General features: G+C 65.4%; 22 protein-coding genes. 12 read left to right on the forward strand and 10 right to left on the reverse strand.

Features of this window, described 5'->3' with window-relative positions; genetic code table 11:
* Positions 1–66 precede the first annotated feature (66 nt).
* On the forward strand, positions 67–2,373 hold the full coding sequence (locus tag ACT531_RS17870; RefSeq protein ID WP_476018286.1) for a putative bifunctional diguanylate cyclase/phosphodiesterase: 2,307 nt from the start codon (positions 67–69) through the stop codon (positions 2,371–2,373).
* 187 nt (positions 2,374–2,560) lie between these two features.
* Here ACT531_RS17870 and ACT531_RS17875 read toward each other — a convergent pair whose 3' ends face one another.
* Positions 2,561–3,205, reverse strand: coding sequence for an FMN-dependent NADH-azoreductase (locus ACT531_RS17875; protein WP_015014365.1), 645 nt, complete (start codon positions 3,203–3,205; stop codon positions 2,561–2,563).
* Positions 3,206–3,351: 146 nt separating this feature from the next.
* Between ACT531_RS17875 and ACT531_RS17880 the strand changes: the two genes are divergently transcribed.
* Positions 3,352–4,299 (forward strand): LysR family transcriptional regulator, encoded by a 948-nt coding sequence (locus ACT531_RS17880; RefSeq protein WP_015014364.1) that lies wholly within the window; start codon positions 3,352–3,354, stop codon positions 4,297–4,299.
* Between the two features lie 165 nt (positions 4,300–4,464).
* Entirely contained in the window at positions 4,465–5,334 is an 870-nt protein-coding gene (locus ACT531_RS17885) for an HDOD domain-containing protein (RefSeq protein WP_476018287.1), read from the forward strand.
* Between the two features lie 101 nt (positions 5,335–5,435).
* On the opposite strand, the gene ACT531_RS17890 is transcribed toward ACT531_RS17885, so the two are convergent.
* From ACT531_RS17890 to ACT531_RS17900, 3 genes are read right to left on the reverse strand one after another with little or no spacing between them, the layout of a single operon-like run.
* The gene (locus ACT531_RS17890; protein ID WP_476018288.1) at positions 5,436–6,512 is read right to left on the reverse strand and encodes an ankyrin repeat domain-containing protein; all 1,077 of its coding nucleotides are present in this window, start codon (positions 6,510–6,512) and stop codon (positions 5,436–5,438) included.
* Positions 6,509–7,123, reverse strand: coding sequence for a sigma-70 family RNA polymerase sigma factor (locus tag ACT531_RS17895; protein WP_476018289.1), 615 nt, complete (start codon positions 7,121–7,123; stop codon positions 6,509–6,511). The genes ACT531_RS17890 and ACT531_RS17895 overlap by 4 nt, the downstream gene beginning before the upstream one ends.
* A 22-nt stretch (positions 7,124–7,145) precedes the next feature.
* Positions 7,146–8,054, reverse strand: coding sequence for a hypothetical protein (locus ACT531_RS17900; protein ID WP_476018290.1), 909 nt, complete (start codon positions 8,052–8,054; stop codon positions 7,146–7,148).
* 203 nt (positions 8,055–8,257) lie between these two features.
* Between ACT531_RS17900 and ACT531_RS17905 the strand changes: the two genes are divergently transcribed.
* From ACT531_RS17905 to ACT531_RS17935, 7 genes are all read left to right on the forward strand, one after another.
* The gene (locus ACT531_RS17905; protein ID WP_476018291.1) at positions 8,258–8,989 is read left to right on the forward strand and encodes an AAA family ATPase; all 732 of its coding nucleotides are present in this window, start codon (positions 8,258–8,260) and stop codon (positions 8,987–8,989) included.
* Positions 8,990–9,130: 141 nt separating this feature from the next.
* Positions 9,131–9,715, forward strand: coding sequence for an RBBP9/YdeN family alpha/beta hydrolase (locus ACT531_RS17910; protein ID WP_060985249.1), 585 nt, complete (start codon positions 9,131–9,133; stop codon positions 9,713–9,715).
* Positions 9,716–9,945: 230 nt separating this feature from the next.
* On the forward strand, positions 9,946–10,950 hold the full coding sequence (locus ACT531_RS17915) for a sulfate ABC transporter substrate-binding protein (protein WP_476018292.1): 1,005 nt from the start codon (positions 9,946–9,948) through the stop codon (positions 10,948–10,950).
* A gap of 37 nt (positions 10,951–10,987) precedes the next feature.
* Positions 10,988–11,857, forward strand: coding sequence for a sulfate ABC transporter permease subunit CysT (gene cysT, locus ACT531_RS17920; protein ID WP_476018293.1), 870 nt, complete (start codon positions 10,988–10,990; stop codon positions 11,855–11,857).
* Positions 11,854–12,756: a sulfate ABC transporter permease subunit CysW gene (gene cysW / locus ACT531_RS17925; protein WP_015014356.1), complete on the forward strand. Its 903-nt coding sequence runs from the start codon at positions 11,854–11,856 to the stop codon at positions 12,754–12,756. Before cysT ends, cysW begins: the two co-directional genes overlap by 4 nt.
* A 12-nt stretch (positions 12,757–12,768) precedes the next feature.
* The gene (locus ACT531_RS17930) at positions 12,769–13,893 is read left to right on the forward strand and encodes a sulfate/molybdate ABC transporter ATP-binding protein (protein WP_476018294.1); all 1,125 of its coding nucleotides are present in this window, start codon (positions 12,769–12,771) and stop codon (positions 13,891–13,893) included.
* Between the two features lie 56 nt (positions 13,894–13,949).
* Positions 13,950–14,486 (forward strand): disulfide bond formation protein B, encoded by a 537-nt coding sequence (locus ACT531_RS17935; RefSeq protein ID WP_015014354.1) that lies wholly within the window; start codon positions 13,950–13,952, stop codon positions 14,484–14,486.
* Positions 14,487–14,604: 118 nt separating this feature from the next.
* On the opposite strand, the gene ACT531_RS17940 is transcribed toward ACT531_RS17935, so the two are convergent.
* From ACT531_RS17940 to trhO, 3 genes are all read right to left on the reverse strand, one after another.
* Positions 14,605–14,823 carry a hypothetical protein gene (locus ACT531_RS17940; RefSeq protein WP_015014353.1) on the reverse strand — a complete coding sequence of 73 codons (219 nt, stop codon included), beginning with the start codon at positions 14,821–14,823 and terminating at the stop codon, positions 14,605–14,607.
* Between the two features lie 186 nt (positions 14,824–15,009).
* The gene (locus ACT531_RS17945; protein ID WP_476018295.1) at positions 15,010–15,678 is read right to left on the reverse strand and encodes a glutathione S-transferase; all 669 of its coding nucleotides are present in this window, start codon (positions 15,676–15,678) and stop codon (positions 15,010–15,012) included.
* On the reverse strand, positions 15,675–16,676 hold the full coding sequence (trhO, locus tag ACT531_RS17950; protein WP_476018296.1) for an oxygen-dependent tRNA uridine(34) hydroxylase TrhO: 1,002 nt from the start codon (positions 16,674–16,676) through the stop codon (positions 15,675–15,677). The genes ACT531_RS17945 and trhO overlap by 4 nt, the downstream gene beginning before the upstream one ends.
* Positions 16,677–16,767: 91 nt before the next feature.
* Here trhO and ACT531_RS17955 point away from each other — a divergent pair, with 91 nt between their 5' ends.
* Positions 16,768–18,396 (forward strand): GAF and HD-GYP domain-containing protein, encoded by a 1,629-nt coding sequence (locus ACT531_RS17955; RefSeq protein WP_476018297.1) that lies wholly within the window; start codon positions 16,768–16,770, stop codon positions 18,394–18,396.
* 115 nt (positions 18,397–18,511) lie between these two features.
* Here ACT531_RS17955 and ACT531_RS17960 read toward each other — a convergent pair whose 3' ends face one another.
* Positions 18,512–19,420 (reverse strand): LysR substrate-binding domain-containing protein, encoded by a 909-nt coding sequence (locus tag ACT531_RS17960; RefSeq protein ID WP_476018298.1) that lies wholly within the window; start codon positions 19,418–19,420, stop codon positions 18,512–18,514.
* Between the two features lie 113 nt (positions 19,421–19,533).
* On the opposite strand from ACT531_RS17960, the gene blaACA reads away from it, so the two are divergent.
* The gene (gene blaACA / locus ACT531_RS17965) at positions 19,534–20,448 is read left to right on the forward strand and encodes an ACA family class A beta-lactamase (RefSeq protein ID WP_476018299.1); all 915 of its coding nucleotides are present in this window, start codon (positions 19,534–19,536) and stop codon (positions 20,446–20,448) included.
* Here blaACA and argA read toward each other — a convergent pair.
* Both argA and ACT531_RS17975 read right to left on the reverse strand, forming a co-directional pair.
* Positions 20,445–21,791 (reverse strand): amino-acid N-acetyltransferase, encoded by a 1,347-nt coding sequence (gene argA, locus ACT531_RS17970; protein WP_015014347.1) that lies wholly within the window; start codon positions 21,789–21,791, stop codon positions 20,445–20,447. The two genes, blaACA and argA, sit on opposite strands and share 4 nt — an antisense overlap.
* A 325-nt stretch (positions 21,792–22,116) precedes the next feature.
* On the reverse strand, positions 22,117–24,210 hold the full coding sequence (locus ACT531_RS17975; protein ID WP_476018300.1) for an ATP-binding protein: 2,094 nt from the start codon (positions 24,208–24,210) through the stop codon (positions 22,117–22,119).
* Between the last annotated feature and the right edge of the window lies 1 nt (position 24,211).

A 24,211-nucleotide genomic window follows, 5' to 3' on the forward strand; every position in this document is an offset into this window, starting at 1 on the left:
CAATGGGAGGGGTAACGTTCTGTAGCAACTGCGCCCAGCACTCCCTCTCCACCACAGCACTGACCCATGTCCTTCGCGGAACGAATCCTCACAGCGGTCTGGTTGAGTGCAACCACGCTGTCGTTCCTGGCGTCGTTGTGGGTGCCTTCTCCGGGCGCGCGGCTGTTTCTGGACAACACCTCCTGGACGCTGGCTTTCTGGCTGTCTGCCTTCTGGGCCTGGCGCGGCTGGCGGCAGGCGCCGCCCACCGACCGCGCGCTGCACACCGGCCTGCTGAGCTTTGCTGTGCTGGTGGCGTTGGGGCAGATGGTGTGGAACGTGCAGGTGGCGCTGGACTGGAACCCTTTCCCTGCGCCCGCCGACCTGCTGTTTCTGGCGGGTGGGCCGCTGTGGGCGGCCACTGTCATCCGCGCCACGTTTGCACGCCTGTCGCGCGACCGGGCCTACCCGGCGGCGCTGGACTTTGGCGGCACGGTGCTGGCGCTGCTGGCGTTCACGCTGGTGATCTATTTACCCTCGGGCGGGGTGGACTCGCTGGCCGTGGGCACCGTGCTGGTGCTGTATCCGGCCGGGTTTCTGGCAGCAGCGGGCGTCACGGCGCTGGCCATTCCTACGGTGGGGGTGCGCATCGAGCGTTCTCACATGCTGGTGCTGCTTGGCCTGTTGGGCTATGGCCTGAGCTGGATGCAGTGGAACCTCATGGTCATCAGCGGCACGGTGCAGCCGGGCATCTGGTTCAACGCCAGCTTCAGCGTGTCGGCGCTGGTGCTGGGTTGGGGCGCGCGCTGGCTGCGGTTTGCCATGTCGGCAGATGCGGCCTACCGCCGCCAGTGCGACCAGGCCATGAACTACGTTCCGCTGCTGTCCATGACGCTGGCGGCCATCACCCTGGTGCTGCTGTTTGTGGCGCCCGATGGACGGGCGGGCATGCAGGCACTGATCCTGGTGTGCTGCCTGCTGGTGCTGCTGCTGGCCGCGCTGCGGCAGACCATTGTGGTGAGCCTGCTCAACCGCTTGCGCACGGCCGAGGCCGCCGTGCTGCGCAACGAGGAGCAGCTGTACCGCGTGGCGCACTTTGACGCGCTCACCGGCCTGCCCAACCGCCGCTACTTTGAAGACGCGCTGGAGCGCGCCGTGGCCGAGGCGGCACGCGACACGCACAGCACCAACCGCCGCGTGGCGCTGCTGCTGATCGACCTGGACCACTTCAAGAGCGTGAACGAAACCTACGGCCACCGCGTGGGCGATGCGCTGCTGAGCGAGGTGGCCCAGCGCATCACCCAGCTGCTGGCGGGGCAGGGCCTGGTGTCTCGGCTGGCCAATGACCAGTTCACGGTGATGCTGTTGCGCCCCGCGTCGCGCACCGAGCTGGCGCAGCTGGCGGCCTCGCTGGCGGAAGGCCTGGCGCAGCCGTGGGAGCTGTCGGAGGTGGGCGCGCAGTACATGGGCGCCAGCTTGGGCATCAGCCTGTACCCGGACGACTCCGCCAACAGCGTGGAGCTTGTGCGCCACGCGCATTCGGCGCTGCATGCCACCAAAAGTGCGGGGCGCGGCTCGTACCGCTTCTACATCGAAGAGTTCACGCAGATCACGCGCGGGCGACTGGAGCTGCGCCGGCGCCTGCACAACGCGCTGCAGGCGGGCGAGTTCGCGCTGGTCTACCAGCCCCAGCTTAACCAGCAGCGCCAGACCATGGGCGCCGAGGCGCTGCTACGCTGGTCGGTGGACGGCAAGGCGGTGCCGCCCGACGAGTTCATCCCGCTGGCCGAGGAGAGCGGGCTCATCGTGCCCATCGGGCTGTGGGTGTTCGAGACCGCCTGCCGCCAGATGGCGCAGTGGCGTGCCGAGGGCTGGCAGGTGCCCGTGGTGTCGGTCAACGTCTCCACCATCCAGCTGCGCGAGCCGGGCTTCACCCAGACCCTACTGGGTGTGACTCAGCGTGCCGGGGTCACGCCCGCCAGCCTGGTGCTGGAGATCACCGAGTCGCAGCTGCTGGACGAGTCGCTGTACGCCATCGCGCTGGAGCTCAAGAACGCGGGTTTTGCGCTGTCGATTGACGACTTTGGCACCGGCCACTCGTCGCTCATCAAGCTCAAGCGCCTGCCGGTGAGCGAGCTGAAGATCGACAAGGTGTTTGTGCGCGACATCGTGGTGGACGTGAACGACCGCGAGATCTGCGCCACCGTCAACGCGCTGGCCCGCACGCTGGGGCTGGAGGTGGTGGCCGAGGGCGTGGAGACCGAGGAGCAGCTGCAGCTGTTGATTCGCATGGGTTGCGAGCGCTTTCAGGGCTGGCTGTTTGCCACGGCCCTGCCGCCCCGGCAGCTGGCTGAGCAATGGTTGCAGCGGCAGGCGCCACACGCAGCTCAGTGACTGCTGGCACGGTGCGGCGTAGGGGCGGCATTGTCCGCGTGCGGTATATCAAATATGATAGCTGCTCAGGCATGTTCCACTAGCGCATCCAGCCGTTTTGGCTGGATAAAAGCCAAAACCCGGCACGCGGCCGGGTTCTAGGGGGGTTGCAGGGCTTGCGCCCTGCACTCCGTGGTCGCTGCTGCGCTCAGGCGGCCTGCGACACGCGGCCCTGGTTGGCAGCCACGCTGGTGTGCGTGGAAATTTCCACGTTGGCCGAGGCCAGTGCGGCCGCCTTGGCGTCTGGGCCCATGGCCACACCTTCGGCACGCACAAAGCGCACGTCAGTGATGCCGAAGAAGCCGAACACCACCTTCAGGTAGCTCTCCTGGTGCTCCATGGCCTGACCGCCTTCGCTGGTGGAGTACACGCCGCCACGGGTGGAGGCCACGATCACCGTCTTGCCACCAGCCAGGCCCACGGGGCCCTTGTCGGTGTACTTGAAGGTGCGGCCGGCTTGTGCCAGGCGGTCGATCCAGGCCTTGAGCTGGCTGGGGATGGAGAAGTTGTACAGCGGCGCGCCAATCACGATCACGTCGGAGGCCAGGAACTGGCTCACCAGCGCCTCGGACAGGGCGTTTTCATTGCGTTCCACCTCGGTCGCAGCGGCCTGGCCGGTGCGGAAACCCAGCGACTGGGCCGACAGGTGCGAAGGCGCTTGCTGTGCCAAGTCCAGGTATTGCACGGTGGTGCCAGGGTGGGCGGCTTGCCAGGCGGCAACGGTGCGGGCGGTCAGTTGGCGGGACACGGATTGATCACCGGTGATGGCAGAGTCAACGTGAAGCAGTTGCATGAGGGAACTCCTTGGGTTCTGTGGATCGGAGCCACAGCGTGTGGCCATGAAATGAATTGTGGAGATGGATCGATTTGTTGATAAGGTAGTGAACTTGCGATAGATTGTTCTATCCATAGAACGATTGAAGTGTTACGGACCTGTCCATGCAAGACCTCAACGACATGCTGTATTTCGCTGAAGTGGTGGAGCGCGGTGGCTTTGCCGCTGCGGGCCGCGCGCTCGGTATCCCCAAGTCGCGCCTGTCGCGCCGGGTGTCGGACCTGGAGACGCAGCTGGGCGTGCGCCTGCTGCAGCGCACCACCCGCAAGCTCTCACTGACCGAAGTGGGCGAAGCCTATTTGCGCCACTGCCAGGCCATGCGCGAGTCGGCCCAGGCGGCGGCCGACACCGTGGCCCAGGTGCAGACCACGCCGCGCGGCACCATCCGCGTGAGCTGCCCGGTGACGCTGGCGCAGACCGTGGTGGCCGAGCTGATGCCCCGGTTTCTGGCCCAGTACCCCGAGGTGCGCATCGACATGCTGGTGAGCAACCGCGCGGTGAACCTGGTGGAAGAGGGCATCGACGTAGCGCTGCGCGTGCGCCCCTCGGTGGACGACAGCGGCAGCATGGTCGTCAAGCGACTGGACCACACCACACAGATCCTGGTGGCCAGCCCCGAGCTGCTGATTCGCCAGGGCACCCCCCAAACGCTGGACGACCTGGCCAAGCTCGACAGCATCGCCATGTCGGCGCCCGACGGACGCTCCACCTGGAACCTGATCGGCCCGGGCGGCGTGCACCAGCAGGTGCAGCACACGCCGCGCTATGTGGCCGACGACCTGCTCACGCTCAAATACGCGGCGGTGGCCGGCACGGGGGTGTGCTGGATGCCCGACTACATGTGCCAGGAAGAAATGCGCGAGCGCAAGCTGGTGCGGGTGTTGCCCGACTGGGCGCCCGCGCCCGCCATCGTGCACGCCGTGTTCCCCTCCCGCCGGGGGCTGTCGCCCGCGGTGCGGCGCTTTCTGGACTACCTGGGCGAGGCCATGCCCGGCCGCAGCAGCCTGAGCACGCGGCAGGCCCTGCAAGGGCTCGACGGCGCCAATATCTGAGGCCAGGTTCCTAAGGCCAGGTCTTGACGCACTGGGCGCAAAGCCTGCGCCTGTGCACGGGTTCGGTGGGCAGGCCGCTTTTTGGCGCCACAATGCAACGAATTGCAACTGTGCGGGCTACGCCCGTCCGTGTGGTCGGCACACGCGGCGGCCCGGGGACTTTTTGTGACCGTTCCACACCCCATCGACCAAGACATCCGGCAAGCCCGCGTGCACCCTGCCGTGCGTGCCATCGTGATCCCGCCGTGCCCCGAATCGTTGCTGCGCCTGCAGCAGATAGTGGCGGCGCCCGAGCTGGACTCGACCGCGCTGGAGCAACTGGCATCTTCCGACGTAGCCCTGGCCGCCGCCGTGATGCGGCTGGCCAACAGCCCGCTCTACGGCCTGGCCCAGCCGGTGCAGACCGTGGGCATGGCGCTGACGGTGCTGGGGTTGCAGCCAGCGGTGGAGCTGCTGTCTGCCTTCATCACGCGCAACGCGCTGCAGGTGCGCTCGCCGCTGCTGGAGCATTTCTGGGAAAGCTCGCAGCGCCGCGCCATCGCGTGCGAGCACATCGGCCACCAGCTCTACAGTCTGGACCCGGGCCTGGGCTACAGCTTCGGGCTGTTCTGCCATGTGGGCATGCCGGTGCTGGTGAAGGCCGTGCGGGGCTATGCAGGCACCGTGACCGAGGCCCTGGCGCGCAAGGACCGTACCTTCACCCAGACCGAGAACGCCAGCCACCGCACCGACCACGCGGTGATGGGCGCCATCGTGGCGCGCACCTGGCATCTGCCGGGCGACGTGGCCCAGGCCATCTGGCTGCACCACGACTTTGCGTGCCTGAACGACGAGCGGTTTGACCCCACGGTGCGCCACCTGGTGGCGCTGGGCCTGCTGGCCGAGTTTCTGGTCAACCAGCACGACGGCCTGGCCCCCACGCGCGAGTGGACCCAGCACGGCCAGGCCTGCATGGACCACCTGCACGTGACGCAGGATGAGCTGGATCACTGGATTGACGCACTGCACCCTGCGTTCGAGGCGGTGCGGTTCTGATGATTCTGACGAGCGGCTGATTCTCCGCTGCCACCGAACGGTGCCTCCAGGGCTCCCATGCGAACATGACGCAGGCCCTGTGTGGCCTGCCGGTGCGATTTTCAGCGCGCCGCTTCCAGCAGTTCCACCAGGCGCGCGTGCCCCCGCTGTGCCGCCAGCTTGGCCGCAGTCAGACCATCGCGGTCCACCAGCGCCGGGTTGGCGCGCAGGGCCAGCAGCCGCTGCACGGTGGCGGTGTGGCCGTTCATGGCGGCCAGCATCAGGGCGGTTTTTCCTTCGGGGTCGCGGGCATCCACCGGTGTGCCCTGTTGCACGAGCGCTTCGACCTGTTGGGTCTGGCCCGTACGGGCGGCCTCCCAGACGGTACCGGGCAAGGCTGCACCCAGATTTTTTTGCATGGCAGGGGCTGCGGCAGCCGCGCGGTGGTCGCGCGTTGCAGAGTCAGCCTGCGCGCTGCGGGCGGCTGGTGCGGCAGCCGGAGCGGCCTCCTGGAGAGCCGGTGCTGCGGGGGCTGCTGCGCGCTCGCGCCTTTCAGCGCCGTATTCGGCGCGGGGGGCTCCGGCCGTCGCGGGCGCGGGGGGCGAGGCGGGGAAACCGGAGAGGGTGCCTGCTGCGCGAGGCGCTGCCAGGGCTTCCTGTTCAGTGACCGAAGGCGATGCGGGCGCCGCCTTGGCTGCAGGCTGAGTGGGTGCTGGTGTCTGCGCAGGTCCTGGGGCGGCTCCCGTGGAGGGCTTGGAGGGCAAGGCGTCGGCCGATGGGCCGGTGCTGTTCCGCGCACTTTTCTGCGCGCTATCCGGCGCGCGCGAAGTGGCTGGTGAGGGCTCTGCCGATAGCTGCGGCGTCGAAGGGGCTTCCGGTGTAGGAGTTACCGGCGCCGGCGCCTCGGCCCGGCGGTGGCTGAAAGCAGCGTCCCGCTCTTCGGGCGTGCCGCGCTCAAACTGCAGCATCAGCAAGCCGGTCAGTCCCACCAGAGCCAGGGTGGCCAGGGCCGAAATCTTCCAGCGGGCTTGATTGGCGGCAGGGGCCGTCACCGGGCCTGCTGATGCCGATGCCGCAGCCTGGGCGATCATCTGGGCATGTGCGCGCACGGCCTCGCGCACATGCACGCCGGGGCGGGTGCCTTCCTGCTCGCTGGCTTCGTGGTAGCGCCGGACCAGCTCGTCGTCCTGCCGGGTCATACAAACTCCTTGAGGTGCTGGCGCAGGCTGGCCCGTGCATAGCGCAGGCGGCTCTTGGCGGTTTCAAAATTCACGCCGGTGGCCTCGGCAATCTCCTGCACGCTCAGGTCGCCTTCGGCTTGCAGCAAAAAGGCCTCGCGCTGTTCCAGCGGCAACTGTTCCACCGCCGCAATCAGCGCAGCCGCCTGCTCGCGCGACTGCAGTTGCCGCACGGGCCCAAAGCCCGAGTCGGCCACCAGCGTGTCGGCCAGCGTGCGCGCATCGTCGTCGCTCGCATCCAGGCTGGTGTGGGGTTTGGCGGTGCGCAGGTGGTCCACCAGCCGGTTATGCGCCAGGGTGAACAGCCAGGTGCGGAACTTGGCCTTCACCTCATAACGGGCGGCATTGCGCGCCACGGCAAACCACACGTCCTGCAGCAGGTCGTCGGCCACTGCCTGCACCTTCACGCTGCGAAACACAAACCGCCACACAGCCAGTTCGTGCCGGGCGTAGAGCCGGTCAAACGCGGCCATGTCGCCCGTGGCATAGCGCAGCATCAGCGCTTCGTCGGCGTCGTGGACATCGTCAAAGGTTGGGGCGGAGGGCACCCGGGCATTATGCGAAACCCTCATGCACGCACGGGCTGTCCCAGGCCTATCGCGGGTCGGGCACGTACGACAGGTTGTCCGACTGCGGAAACGCGCGCGGCACCCGCGGCACGGAGGGCCGGGCGATGGGCTCGCGGATCACGCCGCTGGCGATCAGGTTCTTGCGGCTGTCGTAGCGGATGCTGATGATTTCATTGGGCTGCTCCTGCAGGCGCGTGAAAGTGGTGTGGGTGACGACCGAGGTCTCGCGCTGGCCATGCGCCGTGCCCAGCTTGGCTGATGGCATGGGGGCGGCTTTGGCCACACTGTCAGCAGATTGCGAGCGGGCAGTTGACTCTGCCTCGGCCGATGGGGCTGGGGCCGCAGGCGCACCGGCAGCCCCAGCGGCTGCGGGCGATGCGGGTTCCTCCCGCAGGCGCCCGAGACCCAGGCCGTTGTCGCGGCGCTGGCTGTAGGGCTCGGGGGTGATGGCCGGGGCAGGCTGGGGCACCGGTGGCTGTTCGCGGAACAGGGCCACGCCAATCACTCCCACGTGGGCTGGGCGTCCCGTGCGCGCTGCATACGAGTTGGCGATGTGCGAAAACTCAAAGGCCGCCACCTGGCTGTCGCTCTTGCGCCAGCCGGTGATCTGGTAGCGCTCGTAGGGTGAGAACACATAGCCGCGCTGGTCCCACGCAGCGGTTTCGCCGCTGAGCACATTGACGCCGTCCACCGACGGCACGGCCAGCACCCGCTCGCCCAGCCGGTTACGCACGGTGATGGCATACCGCGCCCCGGGCCGCCCGGCCACCCAGTATTCGCCCCGGGCGTAGTGCACCGGCAGCGTGGCGCCGGTGTCGCGGTCCACGATGGTGACGTCGGCCAGACGGCCAATGGCCTGGGCAGGCAGGTGGGCCAGGCCCAGCAGTACCGTCAGGGCGGCGAGGGCGGGCAGTGTGAGCGAACGGGGTTTCATGGCAGCTCCATCAAAAAAGTGGTGGTGCTGGATGAAACGAACGATGTAGCTGAATGGGGTTGAGAGGATGCAAAAAATATAAAAATGTTCTTTGAGGCGTATCTCATTGGGACCACTTGGCCATTTCGTGGGAAGGCTAGGGCCATCGAATAGACCTTTGGCCCAGTGAGCTAGAAGTCCGCGCGGCCCGTTAGCATGAGCGCATGCTTGCCGCCAAACCCTATCTCCAAAGCGCCTGCATCCGCCCAGATGCAGATGTGAACTACGAAACCTATCCCTACAACGTACCCTCGATCCGAGAGCTGGGTCTGCTGAAGTTTCATCCAGACGTAACCTTCTTTGTGGGGGAGAACGGCTCTGGGAAATCAACGTTATTGGAGGGCATTGCGCTGGCCCTGGGCTATAGCCCGGAGGGGGGCACTCGCAATTTCAGACTGGCTACAGCGGATTCAGAATCATCCTTGCATGAGGTGCTGCGGTTGGCGCGGAGCTATCGCAAGCCGCAAGATGGCTATTTCCTGCGGGCCGAGAGCTTCTTCAATGTGGCCACCTATATGGATGAGGTTGGCTATCTTGATAACTACGGTGGAAAATCGCTACATGCGCGGTCTCATGGCGAGGCTTTTATGGCGTTGCTGACGCACAAGTTCCAAGGCAAAGGTTTGTACTTGATGGACGAGCCCGAGGCAGCCTTATCACCCAACCGCCAACTCGCTGCGCTGTATGCAATCCACCAATTGGTGGAAGATAAATCGCAATTCATCATTGCCACGCACTCCCCCATCCTGCTGTCCTATCCCAACGCCAAGATCATCCAATTCGATGGTGTTGGCCTGTCCGAAGTGGCCTTCGAGGACACGGAGCACTATGCGGTAACTCGTGACTTCCTCAACAACTATCCCCAGCGACTGAGGCGCTTGCTGGCTGACGACTAGGTGGTACGACTTGCATCGTGAGACAGTAGGTAGCGCATGCGATTTTTGTCTCCGAATTGTCTGTGATTAGATGATTTGGCGATTAAATAACAAAAATTAAGTCGTTTGGGTTTTAAAGGCTGGCTCGCAGAATCCCAGCCTGTGACCGCTACCACCTCCATCATCATCGTCCCCGGCTGGCGCGACTCGGGCCCCGGCCACTGGCAGAGCCTGTGGGCCGAGCGCCTGCCCCATGCGCGCCGTGTGGTGCAGGACGACTGGATCACGCCCACGCGTTCGGCCTGGGTGAGCCAGTTGGAAAAAACGGTGCTGGCTGCGCCCCAGCCCGTGGTGATCGTTGCGCACAGCCTGGGCTGCATTGCCACCACCCACATGGGCCCTGAGGCTGCGGCCAAGGTCTGCGGCGCGCTGCTGGTGGCCCCGGCCGACCCGGAGCGCCGGGCCATCCTGAGCGACTTTGCGCCCGTGCCCTATGCCGCGCTGCCCTACCGCAGCATCGTGGTGGCCAGCAGCAACGACCCGTTTTGTCCCATCCGCCTGGCGGGCGCCTATGCGCGAGCCTGGGGCAGCGAGTTTGTGCGCATGCAGAACGCAGGGCACATCAACATTGACTCGGGCCATGGCGAATGGCCTTTGGGCTGGGCGTTGTTGCAGTCGCTGGAGGGGGATCACACCGGTAACCGGCCCATGGGTGGCTACGCGCAGGTGTCCTCTGCTGCTGCCTGATTGCTATCTTATTGATAGCTTTCTGGGCATATTGCACTAGCGCTTGGGGTCTATGGGGTCAGAAATGTCTCGCCTAGGCAGGCGCAGCGGGCTCAGGTCTCTTGACTTCAGTGCACCCCTGACAGCATTCATATGCCAATTTTCGATTAATTAACAAAAATATATTCTTTTGAGTTTTAAGAGGGGATCCGCACAATGCGGAATCTCCAGCATTTTTGGGCGACTTCTCCATGACTTCTCTGAAACTCAAGACCCTCCTGGCCTCCGTGGCCCTGGCCGCGAGCGGCATGGCTGCCGCTCAAAATTCGCTGCTCAACGTGTCGTACGACGTGGCCCGCGAGTTCTACAAGGACTACAACACCGCCTTTGCCGCGCACTACAAGAAGACCACCGGCCAGGACGTGAAGATCGACCAGTCGCATGCGGGCTCTAGCGCCCAGGCGCGGGCCGTGAACGATGGCCTGGCCGCCGACGTGGTGACCATGAACACGACCACCGACGTGCAGTTCCTGGCCGACAACAGCGTGGTTGCCAAGGACTGGGCCAAGAAGTTTCCCAACGACGCATCGCCCACCACGTCCACCATGCTGTTCCTGGTGCGCAATGGCAATCCCAAGAACATCAAGGATTGGGACGACCTCATCAAGCCCGGCGTGCAGGTCATCGTGGTGAACCCCAAGACCGGCGGCAACGGTCGCTATGCCTACCTGGCCGCCTGGGGCGCCGTGCGTGAAAAGGGCGGCACCGACGCACAGGCGGCGGAGTTCGTGAGCAAGCTCTACAAGAACGTGCCCGTGCTGGCCAAGGGTGGGCGCGATGCCACCGCCACCTTCCTGCAGCGCAACCAGGGCGACGTGCTCATCACCTTTGAATCCGAAGTGGTCTCCATCGACCGCGAATTTGGCGCGGGCAAGGTCGATGCGATTTACCCCTCGGTGAGCGTGGTAGCCGAGAACCCCGTGGCCGTGGTCGAGCGCACTGTGGTCAAAAAGGGCACGGCCCAGCTGGCCAAGGCCTACCTGGACTATCTGTACTCGGACGAAGCCCAGGAGATCGCCGCCAAGCACGCGATCCGCCCACGCTCGGAAAAGGTGCTCAAGAAGTACGAAGCCACGTTCAAGCCCCTCAAGCAGTTCACGGTGGCCAAGTATTTCGGCTCGCTGACCGAAGCGCAAAAGGTGCACTTCAATGACGGTGGCCAGTTCGACAAGCTGTACACGCCCGGCGCCAAGTAAGTAGGCCCGGCGCTTTTCCCGACTCACCACTGCATCTATGACCGCTGCGACTGCCGTGGCCGCCGCTCCGGCCGGACGGCGCGCGCCCAAGCGCGTGCTGCCCGGCTTTGGGCTGTCACTGGGCTACACCCTTTTCTACTTGAGCATCATCGTGTTGATCCCGCTGTCAGCACTGATCTTCAAGACCTTCACCCTCACCTGGGACCAGTTCTGGGCGGCCATCAGCGCGCCGCGGGTGCTGGCTTCTTACCGGCTGACGTTTGGCGCATCGTTCATCGCAGCGCTGGTCAACCTAGTGTTTGGTCTGCTGATCGCCTGGGTGCTGGTGCGCTACAAGTTTCCGGGCAAAAAAATCGTGGACGCTCTGGTGGACCTGCCGTTTGCGTTGCCCACCGCCGTGGCGGGCATCTCGCTCACAGCCCTGCTGGCGGGCAATGGCTGGGTGGGCAGCATTCTGGAACCCCTGGGCATCCAGCTCGCGTTCAAGCCCGCAGGCATCGTGATTGCGCTGATCTTCATCGGCCTGCCGTTTGTGGTGCGCACCGTGCAACCGGTGCTGGAAGACGCCGAGAAGGAGCTGGAAGAGGCGGCCACCTGCCTGGGTGCCACACGCCTGCAGACCTTCACCAAGGTCATCTTGCCCTCCATCACGCCCGCACTGCTCACCGGCTTTGCCATGGCGTTTGCGCGGGCCGTGGGTGAATATGGTTCGGTGATCTTTATCGCGGGCAACATGCCCATGGTGTCGGAGATCACGCCGCTCATCATCATCGGCAAGCTGGAGCAGTACGACTACGCAGGCGCCACCGCCGTGGCCGTGGTGATGCTGGTCATCTCCTTCATCCTGCTGCTCATCATCAACGCGCTGCAAGCCTGGCAGCGCCGCCACGCGGGGGCTCCAGCATGAGCGGTGCCAACTCTCGAACTGTTCGCCGCGCCCAGGCCGGCACCACCGAGGCGCCCTGGGTGCGCTACACGCTCATCGCGCTGGCACTGGCTTTCATGCTGCTGTTCCTCGTGTTGCCGCTGGCCGCCGTGTTCGCCGAGGCACTGCGCAAGGGCTTTGGCGCCTACCTGGAAGGCCTGCGCGAGCCCGATGCGTGGTCGGCCATCAAGCTCACGCTGATCACCGCGCTGATTGCGGTGCCGCTGAACCTGGTGTTTGGCGTGGCGGCGGCCTGGTGCATTGCCAAGTACGAGTTCAAGGGCAAGGCGTTTTTGACCACGCTGGTGGACCTGCCGTTTTCCGTGTCGCCTGTGGTGGCCGGTTTGATCTACGTGCTGATGTTTGGTGCCCAGGGCTGGTTTGGCCCGTGGCTCGCGGCGCATGACATCAAGATCATCTTTGCCGTGCCGGGCATCGTGCTGGCCACTGTGTTTGTGACGTTCCCGTTCATCGCCCGCGAGCTGATCCCGCTGATGCAGGCGCAGGGCAATGACGAGGAGCAGGCGGCCATCGTGCTGGGTGCCAGCGGCTGGCAGACCTTCTGGTACGTGACCTTGCCCAACATCAAGTGGGGTCTGCTGTATGGCGTGATCTTGTGCAACGCACGGGCCATGGGCGAGTTTGGCGCGGTGTCGGTGGTGTCGGGCCACATCCGGGGCCAGACCAACACCATCCCACTGCACGTGGAAATTCTCTACAACGAGTACCAGTCGGTGGCCGCGTTTGCCGCAGCCTCGCTGCTGGCCCTGCTGGCCTTGGTCACGCTGGTCATCAAGACGATTGCCGAACACCGCAACGAGCAGGCCTTGAAGGCCGCCGCCGAATTGCCGCCCGAGCGCCCTGCGCCCGCTGGTGTGTGAAGGAAACAGAACATGAGCATTGAAATCCGTAACGTCAGCAAGCAGTTTGGCGACTTTCAGGCCCTGCGCGATGTGAGCCTGGACATTGCCTCGGGCGAACTCATCGCGCTGCTCGGCCCCTCGGGCTGCGGCAAGACCACGCTGCTGCGCATCATCGCGGGCCTGGAAACAGCCGATGTGGGCACCATCCACTTCAGCGGCGAAGACACCACCGACGTGCATGTGCGCGAGCGCAACGTGGGCTTCGTGTTCCAGCACTACGCGCTGTTCCGCCACATGACGGTGTTTGAGAACGTGGCCTTCGGCCTGCGCGTCAAGCCCCGCAGCGAGCGCCCGAGCGAAGCGCAGATCAAGAAGAAGGTCATGGATCTGCTCAAGCTGGTGCAGCTGGATTGGCTGGCCGAGCGCTACCCCTCGCAGCTGTCGGGCGGCCAGCGCCAGCGCATTGCACTGGCCCGCGCCCTGGCGGTGGAGCCCAAGGTGCTGCTGCTGGACGAACCCTTCGGCGCGCTCGACGCCAAGGTGCGCAAGGAACTGCGCCGCTGGTTGCGCCGCCTGCACGACGAACTGCATGTGACCAGCATCTTCGTGACCCACGACCAGGAAGAAGCTCTGGAAGTGGCCGACCGCGTGGTGGTCATCAACCAGGGCAGGATCGAGCAAAGCGGCTCGCCCCAGCAGGTGTGGGACCAGCCCGCCAGCCCGTTTGTGTACGGCTTTCTGGGCGATGTGAACCTGTTCCATGGCCGCGCGCATGAAGGTCTGGTGCACCTGGAAGGCATGCAGCTCGATTCGCCCGAACACCAGGCGGCGCAGAATGCCAAGGCCTTTGCCTACGTGCGCCCGCACGACCTGGACGTGGAACGCTACTCCCCCGGCGCAGGCCTGGACGCCGAAGGCCGTCCCCGTGGGATCGTGGCCCAGCTGAGCCGAGCCATTGTGGTGGGGCCGATTGCGCGGCTGGAACTTATTCCGACCGATGACCACAAACCAGCGGACAATGCGTCCCCAGAGTCCCTGATCGAAGCGCAGATTCCTGCGCAGCAGTTCAAGGAAATGGGTTTCAATGAGGGTGAAACGCTGGTGGTCACACCACGCCGCGCCCGAGTGTTCTTGGATCACGCCGCTGGTATCTGAGCAGCTTCCCTGGGGATGTCGCGCCAGGCACTGCGCGGCTTAGAGGGATAACAAAGATGTTGTTGAACTGGATCGATCAGGCCCCGCGCCGTGTGCTGGCACTGATCAGCGTGGCCTGCGTGGCGATGCTGGCCTTTGGCATGTATTTGCAGCATGTGGTGGGCCTGGAGCCTTGCCCCATGTGCATCGTGCAGCGCTATGCGCTCATTGGTGTGGCGGTATTCACGGCCCTGGCGAGCGCGCGAGGCAATCGGGGCTGGTGGATGAGTTTTGGGGTGCTGGCCTTGGTCACCGCCGGGTTTGGCGCCTTTGTGGCAGCCCGCCAGAGCTGGCTGCAGTGGTACCCACCGGAGATCGCGACCTGCGGCCGCGACTTCTACGGCATGATCGAAAACTACCCCATCAGCCGCGCCATCCCCATGATCTTCCGCGGTTCGGGTGACTGCACCGCGATCGACTGGACTTTCCTCGGGGGCTCGATTGCCAACTGGTCGTTCATCTGCTTTGTGGGCTTTGGCCTGGTGCTGCTGGCACTGCTGGTGCGGGCCTTGAAGGGTGGTACCCAGCGGGGCTCCGGCTACTCGGTGGCTTGACGGCAGCCCTGGCTCTGCCCCCAAAAAGCGCTCTACGGAGCGCTTTTTTCATGCTGGAAGTTTTTCAAACACCGGGTCCTCTGCGGTGAGAGACGCCCTTGCCGGCATTGGCTTGCAACTAGCCCAGCACCACACCCCCTGCATCCAGCGACGGCGGGCGCAACAGGTCCTCATTGATGCCCATGGTCTGGCTGGCGCGTTCCACTGCTTGCCACAGTGGCGCCGGCATTTGCAATATCTCTTCCGGCGAGGTGGAGCGCGCGATCCAGGCGCTGATTTGCAGGTGCTGCTCTTGGGTGAGCAGGTCCAGGTTCAACATTTCGTCGATGATTTTCATGCAGGGGTAATGGGGGCGAGTGGGTGTTTGGGGAGGGCTCTGCGCAGTGAAGCCCTGGGGAGGCTGCGCGGTGCATGAGGTGGAGAAGGGCTGCTACGTGGTGACCTTTGGTGCCACGGAGCGTGATGCGCTGTGGAACAGATGGTGCCTAAGGCACCGATCTCAAGCAGATTCGGGATGGTGCCGTCAGCCGGGCATCCCGTTGCTGTGCGGGAATGGTACGCCTTGCGTTCCGTCCACCCAGGCGGGCAGTTTGGGCATCACCTGCTCAAACAGCGGGCTTGCCTGCCAGTGGGCCAGCCAGGCCTGCAAGCGCGGCCACGGTTGGGCACTCCACCAGACGTCATCAATGCCGGCAAACTGCCGTACAAAGGGCGCAATGGCCATGTCGGCAAGGGCTGCCCGGTTGCCATACAGACAGGTATGGTGGGCTAGTCTTGTCTCCAGCGTTTGCAGCCAATCCACCGCATGGGCGCGGGCCAGGGTGGGGTCGGCGTCGGGGTAGCGGCTGGGGTATTTGCACCGGTCCAGCGCTTGCTTGAACGGGCCGTCGCATTCGGCAATCAGCGCCAGCATGTCCGCCACAGTGCCGTTGCTGGGGGTGAGCCAGCCTTCCGGGTCGTTCTGCGCCAGCGCCCACAGCATGATGTCCAGGCTCTGCTCCAGCACCTGGCCGCCAGGGAGCACCAGCACGGGTACAGTGCCCTTGGGGGATGCTTGCAGCAGGCCCTGGGGCTTGTTCCTCAGTACCACTTCGCGCAGTTCGCACACCTGCCCACTCACGGCCAGGGCCAGGCGCGCACGCATGGCGTAGGGACAACGGCGGAACGAGTACAGGACGGGCAGGGCGTTCACGTTGCGCCCTCCATGCCGTCATCGCCGGCGTCCTTGGCCGCAGTGCGTGGGGGGCGGCCGGGTTGCTGCGCGCCGATGTGTTCTTGCCCGCGCTGCCGGGCCAGCTGCATCTGCCGCTCGCGCTCGGCCAGGGCACGTTCCTGCTCGGGCGTGCGGGTGCCGTGGCAATAGGGGCAGCTTACGCCGGGCACATAGTGCGGCGACTGCAGTTCGACCTCGCTCAGGGGCATGCGGCAGGAGCGGCACAGCTGGTGGTGGCCCGGTGCGAGGCCATGGCCTACCGACACGCGTTCGTCGAACACAAAACAGTCGCCGTGCCAGCGGCTGGACTCTTCAGGCACGGTTTCCAGGTATTTGAGGATGCCCCCTTCGAGGTGGTAGACCTCGTCAAAGCCTTGCGATTTGAGGAAGGCGGTGGACTTTTCGCAGCGGATGCCGCCGGTGCAGAACATGGCGACTTTGGGCTTGCCTGCCAGCACGCCGCCGGGTTGTTTTTCTTTTTCGACCCAGGCCGGAAACTCTGCAAAGGTCTGCGTGTGGGGGTTGATGGCGCGCTCAAACGTGCCGATGCCCACCTCGTAGTCGTTGCGTGTGTCTACCACCACCACGCCCGGGTCGTCGATGAGTGCGTTCCAGTGTTCGGGCTTCACATAGGTGCCCGCGTTGCGCGCAGGGTTCAGGCCCGACACGCCCAGGGTGACGATCTCGCGCTTGAGGCGTACACGCATGCGGTAGAAGGGCATGCGCTCGGCCAGCGCCTCCTTGTGCTGCAGGGCGGCAAAGCGCGCGTCGCTGCGCAGCCACGCCAGCACGGCGTGAACACCCTGCGGTTCGCCCGCAATGGTGCCGTTGATGCCCTCGGGCGCCAGCAACAGCATGCCGCGCACGCCATGGGCGTCGCACAGGGCCTGCAGGGGCTCGCGCAGCGCCGCAAAGTCGGGCAGGTCCACAAACTTGTAAAGCGCGGTGGTGAGAAAGCGGGGTGTGACCGAGTCCACGAATTGGGCGTTTTTGAAAAAGGAAAGGTGATGATAGCTGTCACCTTTCGTTACGATGCGGGGTTACCAACGCTGCTTGCAAGGTGGTCGCATGAGCAAGGAATCCACTCTCAATCTGTTCCGTCGGCTGGAGCAGCTCAACGGCATCGGCGCCGCGCTTTCGCGCGAGCGGGACATTGACCGGCTGCTGGAGAACATCCTGGAGGCCGCCAAGACCATCACGGGCGCCGACGGCGGCACGCTCTATAGCGTGACGGAAGACCAGTCGGCGCTCAAGTTTGAGATCCTGCGCACCGACTCCCTCGGCATCAGCCTGGGAGGCACCACCGGCAAGCCCATCGACCTGCCGCTGCTGCCCCTGCGTACGGCCGACGGCGGGCCCAATGATTCGCTGGTGGCGGCGCACGCGGCCATCCACGACTGCACGGTGAACATTGCCGACGCCTACAGCGCCGCAGGGTTTGATTTTTCGGGCACACGCGCGTTTGACCAGCGCACGGGCTACCGGTCGCAGTCGTTCCTCACGGTGCCGATGAAGAACCACGACCTTGAACTCATCGGCGTGTTACAGCTCATCAATGCGCGTGACCCGGAGACGGGCGAGGTCATCACCTTTTCGCAGGCCGACCAGAGCCTGGCCGAGTCGCTGGCGTCGCAGGCGGCCATTGCGCTGACCAACCGGCTGCTCATCACGCAGCTGGAGCGACTGTTCGAGTCGTTCGTGAACCTGATCAACTTGGCTATCGACGAAAAATCGCCCTACACCGGCGGCCACTGCCAGCGCGTGCCCGCTCTCACCATGATGTTGGCCGAGGCCGTGGACGCCACCCGCGAGGGGCCGCTGGCCGCGTTCAAGATGAGCGACCGCGACCGCTACGAGCTCAAGATGGCGGGCCTGCTGCACGACTGCGGAAAGATCACCACCCCCGTGCATGTGGTGGACAAAGCCACCAAGCTGCAGACCATCTACGACCGCATCGGCCTGGTGGACACGCGGTTTGAAGTGCTCAAGCGCGACGCCGAGCTGGCCGCGCTGCGCCGCCAACTGGCGCTGCGCCCGGTGGTGGACGCGCGGGCCGAGGGGCAGGAGCTGCAGGCCCTGCAACATGACATCCACGCGCTGGAGGAAGACCGCGAGTTTCTGCGCCGCTGCAACACCGGTACCGAGGCCATGCGCCCCGAAGACCAGCAGCGCGTGCGCGACATTGCCGCCATGCGCCACTGGCGCAACCCGCAAGGGGTGCAGACGAGCTTTCTGACGGCCGAAGAGGTGGAGAACCTCACCATCCGCTCCGGCACGCTGAACCAGGCCGAGCGCGACACCATCAACTACCACATAGTCGCCACCATCAAGATGCTGGAGACGTTGCCCTGGCCGCGCCACCTCCAAAACGTGCCCGAATACGCGGGCGGCCACCACGAGCGCATGGATGGCAAGGGCTACCCGCGCGGCCTCACGCGCGAGCAGATGTCGCTGCAGGCCCGCATGATGGGCATTGCCGACATCTTTGAGGCGCTGACGGCCGCAGACAGGCCCTACAAGAGCGGCATGACCTTGTCGCAGGCGATCGCCATCATGTGCAAGATGCGCGACAACGGACACATCGACCCCGACCTGTTCGAGGTGTTTGTGCGGGAGCGGGTGTACCTGCGGTATGGCGAACAGTTTCTGGAGGCGGGGCAGGTGGACGCGGTGGATGTGACGGCGATGGGTTTTTGATTCCGCCGGGCGCCCGGGTGGCGCATCGTCCCATAGCGCGTACCGATGCCTTCGGATGGTTTGCTATTTAATTGATAGCTATTAGCGCAATATGCACTAGCGCTACTGGCCTAAATCACTCCAATTTCTCTGCGATGGCGCTGGTACCAGTGCTGCCCCCCGCCCCGGCGCTGGCCTGCGCCAGCAGCCAGTCCCGAAACGCCGTCATGGCCCCCGTGGCAGGGCGGGACTGCAGCCTTGTCAGCCAGTAGGCGCCCCGGTGCAGCTCTTGTGCAAAGGGCTGTGCCAGACGGCCCTGCTGCAGTTCGCGCGCGAACATCTTCACCGGCAACAGCGCCATGCCCGCGCCCTGCGCCGCTGCTTCGGCCAGGGTGAGAGACGAGTCGAACACCGCGCCACGTACCACGGGGCAGGGCGCCCCCGCAGCCTCAAACCAGGCGGTCCATTCGTCGGTGCGGTAGCTGCGCAGCAAAGGCTGGCGCGCCAGGTCGGCCGCCGTGCGCAGGCCGTGGGCCAGGGCGGGTGAGCACATCACGGACATGGGCGCATCCATGATGCGGTCGGCCTGCGTGCCGTGCCAGGCGCCGTCGCCAAAGCGAATGGCGTAGTCCAGCCCTTCGCCCGCCATGTCCACTCGGTTGTTGTGCGTGAGCAGGCGCAGGTCCACAAACGGGCAGGCCTGCTGAAAGTCGCGCAGCCGTGGCAGCAGCCAGCCCACCGCGAAGGTGCCCACGGCCCCCACGGTCAGCACCTCGCGCGGGCGGGTGTCGCCCAGCTTCTCCAGCGCGCGCTGCAGGTTGCCGAACGACTCCACCACCACCGGCAGCAGCGCCTGGCCTTCATCCGTCAGCGCCAGCCCGCGCGGCAGGCGCCGGAACAGCGGTTTGCCCAGCCGGTCTTCCAGCTTGCGGATGTGCTGGCTCACGGCGGTCTGGGTCACGTGGAGCTCCTGGGCGGCGCGCGTGAGGTTCAGGTGGCGGGCCGAGGCCTCGAAGGCACGCAGGGCGTTGAGCGGCAAGTGCATGGCGCCAAAAGGTCAAAGTTTTTCTTGGGGCTTTTGGCAATTATTGTCGATGGTGCTGGGGGCTGAACCTCCGTATCGTTCGGGCCTTGTTCCTCACCACACTTTCCATCGATATGCAAAGAAGACAGTTTTCCTTGGGTTTGATGGCCGCCACGGCCCTGCCTTTGTGGGGTTGCGCAGCCGTCCGCAACCCCGACCGCCGCGACCTGACCACCCGCGCGTGGAACGAAGCACTCGCCAGCATCGAACGCACTGCGCAGGGCCGCCTGGGCGTGGCCATGCTCGATACCGGATCGGGCCTGGCGCTGGGCTGGCGGCAAGACGAGCGGTTTGCCATGGCCAGCACGTTCAAGCTGGTGCTCGCCGGTTGGATGCTGGCTTTGGTGGACCAGGGCAAAGAGCGGCTGGATGCGCGTGTGCACTACGCAGCGGCCGACGTGGTGGCGTACTCGCCCGTCAGCGGCCCGCGCGCGGGCGATGGTGGTGGCCTGACGGTGGGTGAGCTGTGCTCTGCCACCGTGAGCCTGAGCGACAACACCGCCGCCAATGTGCTGTTGGCCCGCCATGGCGGGCCGGCCGGGTTCACCGCATTCGTGCGTTCGCTGGGTGACCCGATCACGCGGCTGGACCGCACCGAGCCCACGCTGAATGAGGCCGCCGTGGGCGACCCGCGTGACACCACCACGCCGCTGGCCATGCTGCAGACCATGCAAAAGCTGGTGCTGGGCAACGCGCTCAGCCCCACGTCCCGGGCCTGGCTGCAGCGCTGGCTGGTGGAGACCAGCACGGGCGACAAACGGCTGCGCGCCGGGGTGCCGGGCTGGAAGGTGGGCGACAAGACAGGCACGGCGGGCGACAGCGGCACGGCCAACGACATCGGCGTGCTGTGGCCGCAGGGCGGCGGCGCACCGGTGCTGGTGACCTGCTACCTCACGCGCTCCATGGCGTCGCCCGAGCAGCGGGATGCGGCGATTGCCCAGGTGGCGCGGGCCGTGGCGGCCGCACGCGATGCGTTCACCCGTGCTTAGAGCTTCTTGACCAGCACCTGGCTCTTGCGGTCCCAGTTGTACTTGCGCTTGCGCGCATCGGGCAGCCAGTCTGGGTCCACGGGCGAGAAGCCGCGCTTGATGAACCAGTGCATGGTGCGGGTGGTCAGCACAAAGATGCTGTCCAGCCCCAGCAGGCGTGCGCGCTGCTCGATGCGTTTGAGCAGCTTTTCGCCGTCGCCCGTGCCCTGGCTTTGTGGCGACACCGTCACGGCGGCCATCTCGGCCGTCTTGGCCTCGGGGTAGGGGTAAAGCGCTGCGCAGCCAAAGATCACGCCGTCGTGTTCGATGATGGTGTAGGTGGCGATGTCGCGCTCGATCTCGGTGCGGTCGCGCTTGACCAGGGTGCCGTCCTTCTCGAAGGGTTCGATCAGTTGTAGGATGCCGCCCACGTCATCAATCGTGGCCTCGCGCAGTTCTTCGAGCTTTTCGTCGATGACCATGGTGCCGATGCCATCGTGCACATACACCTCCAGCAGCAGCGAGCCATCCACCGCAAACGGCAGGATGTGGCTGCGCTCCACGCCGGCCTTGCAGGCCTTCACGCAGTGCTGCAGGTAAAAGCCCGTGTCGGTGGGCTGCTGGGCGGGCGGCAACTGGGCCAGCAGGGCCTGCGCGGCGGCCAAGGGCAGCTCGGTGTCGATGGGGTTGTCGTCGCTCTCGGGCTCGGTGGGCGACATGCGGATGCCCTGCACCTCGGTCAAAAAGATCAGCTTGTCCGCCCGCAGCTCAATGGCCACGCTGGTGGCCACTTCTTCCATACTCAGGTTGAAGGCTTCGCCCGTGGGCGAGAAGCCAAACGGCGACAACAGCACCAGCGCGCCCATGTCCAGCGTGCGCTGGATGCCGGCCACATCCACCTTGCGCACCAGGCCTGAGTGCTGGAAGTCCACCCCATCCACAATGCCCACGGGCCGCGCCGTGAGGAAGTTGCCCGAAATCACCCGCACCGTGGCGCCTGCCATGGGGGTGTTGGGCAGGCCCTGGCTGAAGGCGGCCTCGATCTCGTAGCGCAGCTGCCCGGCGGCCTCCTGCGCGCAGTCCAGCGCCACAGAGTCGGTAATGCGGATGCCATGCGAATACTTGGCCGCATGCCCCTTGGCCGCCAGCTGCTCGTTCACTTGCGGGCGAAAGCCGTGCACCAGCACGATCTTCACGCCCATGGCCTGGATCAGTGCCAGGTCTTGCGCAATGCTGTGCAGCTTGCCGGCCGCAATCGCCTCACCCGTCAGCCCGATCACAAACGTCTGGTTGCGGAACTTGTGGATGTACGGCGCCACCGAGCGGAACCAGGGGACGAAGGTGAAGTTGAAAACGGCGGACATGGAGGAGGGCGGTTGGGACGGTGGTGGTAATGCGCGAGGTGCGAATGATAAGTGTCCTTAGGGACCGAGTGCCGGGATTTGCACGCGCAGCCAGGGTGAGCCTGGAACAGCGCCGCGACGCGGCGGCGCCAGCGTTCGGCATCTTCCGGCCGGTCAAACCCACCCCGCTGCATGGGGGGCTCGCCACGCACTGTCAGGCGCAGCACATGGTGGGGAGCGTCTTCGGAGGCGCATCGGCACCGAGATGTGCTTGGCGTAGTGCAGCCCGTCGCCAGACTCGGAAAACCCGCCGGCCATATCGATCTTTCGTCTCTCGTGCTGGGTGTCACACCAGCTGAGGTGCAGCGGACGCCGCCCCGCGTGCGCGAAACGCGCTGAGTTTGGCACCAAACGGCTCCAGCACCAGGCCTTCTTCGGGCAAGGTGCCCGCAGCGTCCGAGGGTGGGGCCAGCGCAATGCCGCAGCCTTGCAGCAGCGCCACCATCTCCGCCGGGGCGATGGTGCCGTGTGCCAGCAACGCGTCCACCGTGCGCCCCAGGGCCTCATGGTGCGTGGTTAGCAGCGCCTGGGCGCGCTGGTATTGCTGCTGCATCAGCGCCTCGATGGCCTCGTTGCTGGGGCCGATGTCGGTGTTGACGTGGTTGTCCATCTCCACGGTGACATCGGTGCGGGCCAGCCGCGCGCCAAAGCCATGGTGGCGGATGTAGCGCGCCGCTTCGGCCGTCACCTGCTTGAAGTCCTGCTCGGCCCCGGTAGTGCAGGCCATTTCGCCGAACACCAGCTCTTCTGCCACGCGGCCTGCCAAGCCTACGCACATCATGTCCAGCGCGTTCTGGCGCGTCGTGGCCTTGAGGCTGGAGAAGCTGTTGTACCCGCCCTCGAACGAGGCGATGTTGATCTTCACCTCTTGCGGAGCGTGGCCGAACAACACGCAGTAGGCCAACCCGTGGCCCGCTTCATGCACCGCCAGCAGGGCCCGAAAGTCTGCGTTGGCCCGCTGCTTGAGCCGGTTCAGCTCCAGTGTTACTGCAAACGCGGCCTGCACGGGGCCCGAAGGCCCCTGGCCGGATACCAGCAGGTGGCGCTTGTCGGGCGCCAGGTGAATGGAGAACTCCTGGTCCAGCGAAAGCTGCTCCTGCACCACCCACAACGCGGCGTTGACCAGATTGGCGCTCAGGATCGCGTGCACCGACGAGAACAGTGGCCGCGTGCCCTGCGCAGGGAACACCGCGTTGGCATACAGCTCGCTCAGCACATCCTGCCCAATGGCAAACCGCACACCACACTGCGCGGCAATATCGTCCACATAGCGGGTGCACAGGTTATGGATGAGGCGCTCATACGTCGCCTTGCTGAACGACGGGTAGACCACATGTTCATTGCCCAGCCGCGCGATCTGCTCGGGCTTGAAGCGTTCGCCCAGAGCCTTCTTCACATCGATGAGCGAGAGTTTGCGGGTCAGGCGGTGAAAGATGTCGGCATCGGTGTCGCAGTCTTCCACGCGTTGCGCGGTCTCGTGGTACATCTCGTCGAGGTTGCCGCATACAAACACCAGCAGCTTGCTGTAGTCGGTCTCCCACGCATGGCTGGACTGCTGAAAGCTGGCAAACAGCGCCTGCACCTTGGCGGGCGGCCACTGCATGATGGCGGACAGCGGCTCCTGCAGCTTCAGCATGCGCTTGAGTTCTTGCGCATCCCAGGCGTCCAGCTGAAAGCGGTAGGGTTTCTTGCCTGCGCGGTCGTCATCGCCATCTTCGGCGCGCTCAGCCTCGTAGTGCGCATCGGCCAGCTTGCGCTCGATATTGGACAGCGCGCTCAACGCGGGTGGCAGGCGCCCGTCGGACAGCAGCGTCCACACGTCCTGGTAGCGCTCTACCTTCACGTCGGCGCCCTTGGTGTCCACCGTGCGAAACCGCTGGAACTCGTCCAGCACCAGGATGCCCGGCATGCCTTCGTGGATGCCCGAGTCGCCCAGCATGCCCGAGATGGACGAGCTGCGGTAGCTCGCGCCGTGGCTGAAGCCGTCCATCTGCACTTCCACAAACCGGTCGTAAAAGCCCAGCAGCTGGGCCAGCCGCCGCGTGAGCTGCGTCTTGCCCGTGCCGGTTAGGCCCCACAGGCAGACGATGACCGGCCGGGTGATGAGCTGCGGCAGCACGTACCAGGCGCGGATGGCATTGATCACGCGGTCGATCACGTCGTCGATGCCGAACAGCTCGGCTTTCAGTTGCAACGCCGCGTGGGCCAAGGCCTGCTGGCGCTGGGCCAGTTCTGCGCTGCTGGCAAGCACCGTGGAAGGCCCGACCGCTTGGGCACGCACGGGTGCGGTGTGCACCGCGTGCGTTGGCGCACCGGCCAGCGCCGGATGCGGGGTGGGATGCCGCTGGTGTGGCGGCAGTGGGTTATTGAAGGGATTCATG

The organism is Acidovorax sp. DMC1, assembly GCF_056314325.1.